The organism is Acinetobacter endophylla (assembly GCF_053543775.1).
Map to the genome: position 1 here is coordinate 3,530 of NZ_JBLVOM010000276.1, position 1,551 is coordinate 5,080.

The following is a 1,551-nucleotide window of genomic DNA, read 5'->3' on the forward strand; positions in this document are numbered from 1 at the left end:
TCAATCAAATAATCAAACTCATCCATCCAGTGGGGCACAATAATGAATGAACAACCACAACAAACAAAACGTCCTGCTAAAGCTTCATTTCATGAACCACCTTTACCTAAATCGAGTATGGTCATCTGGATTATTGGCTTAGGACTTTTGGTGTTCTTTATATGGGCTGCTTTATTTAAATTGGAAGAAGTTTCTACAGGTACGGGTAAAGTTATTCCATCTTCTAAAGAGCAAATTATTCAGTCATTAGAGGGTGGTATTTTGACCAAACTCGATGTTAAAGAAGGTGATATTGTAGAAAAAGGCACCATATTGGCACAACTTGATCCGACTCGCTTTGCATCTAATGTAGGTGAATCGCAGTCTTTGCTCGTTTCTTCATTGGCCACTTCGGCACGTTTACGGGCAGAAGTAAATGGAACTGCATTACAATTTCCCGAGATAGTTCAAAAAGATTCGCAATTGGTTCGTGAAGAAACACAGTTGTATAATGCACGACGGAAAAATTTAGAAGAGTCAATATCAGATCTAACGACTTCTTTAACATTGGTACAGCAAGAGCTAAGAATGACTGAGCCGTTAGTTGCTAAAGGAGCTGCAAGTGAGGTAGAGGTTTTAAGGTTAAAACGTCAAGCTTCTGATTTACAAAAGCAAATTAATGATACACGTAGTCAGTATTATGTAAAAGCAAGGGAAGAATTATCCAAAGCCAATACCGACGTAGAAACACAACGGCAGATTGTGAAAGGAAAATCAGATACATTAAATCGTACAGTCTTTAGAGCGCCTGTTCGCGGTGTGGTAAAAGAAATCGATGTAATGACTTTAGGTGGCGTAATTCCTCCTAATGGCAAGATTATGACGATTGTGCCGTTAGATGAACAGCTTCTGATCGAAGCTAGAATTTCGCCAAGAGATATTGCCTTTATTCGTCCAAACCAACAAGCTTTAGTCAAAATTACAGCGTACGATTATGCGATATATGGCGGATTACATGGCAAAGTGACCGTGATATCTCCTGATACGATTCGAGATGAAGTTAAACAGGATCAATTTTACTATCGGGTTTATATTCGCACTGATTCAGATAAGCTGCGAAATAAACAGGGTAAGACTTTTGCGATTACGCCTGGAATGGTGGCGACAGTTGATATTCGCACTGGACAGAAAACAGTGCTGGACTATTTGATTAAGCCATTCAATAAAGCCAGAGAAGCGTTAAGAGAAAGATAAAGTCTTGAATTTTATGGATTTTGTAGTGATACAAAATCCTTTTTTTAATTTTAGATATCTCATTACCGCGCACGAACCACAAGCCGATAATACCCAATCAATAAAAAAATACCTGTCGCACAGCTCAAAAATATGAGTTTAGTTAAAACCAGATAAGTTTGAGTGTAAGCGTCCGCTGAACCCCATGCCTATTTTTTAATTTGAGTTGGATTTCCAGCGATGTGGCAGTAATTCTTCTATTTGGGTCGCTTTATGCGTCGGCAGCCTTTTCAGCACATCACTTAAATAGGCATACGGATCCAAGCCATTCAGCTTTGC

Annotated in this window: 2 protein-coding genes; one reads left to right on the forward strand and one right to left on the reverse strand. The window is 38.9% G+C overall.

Annotation, left to right across the window (positions count from 1 at the left end; translation table 11 throughout):
- Positions 1-42 precede the first annotated feature (42 nt).
- The gene (locus ACNPNW_RS16000; RefSeq protein WP_238794318.1) at positions 43-1,233 is read left to right on the forward strand and encodes a beta-barrel domain-containing protein; all 1,191 of its coding nucleotides are present in this window, start codon (positions 43-45) and stop codon (positions 1,231-1,233) included.
- A gap of 195 nt (positions 1,234-1,428) precedes the next feature.
- Here ACNPNW_RS16000 and ACNPNW_RS16005 read toward each other — a convergent pair.
- A partial coding sequence (locus tag ACNPNW_RS16005; RefSeq protein WP_147265634.1) for a transposase domain-containing protein occupies positions 1,429-1,551 on the reverse strand: 123 nt, incomplete at its 5' end.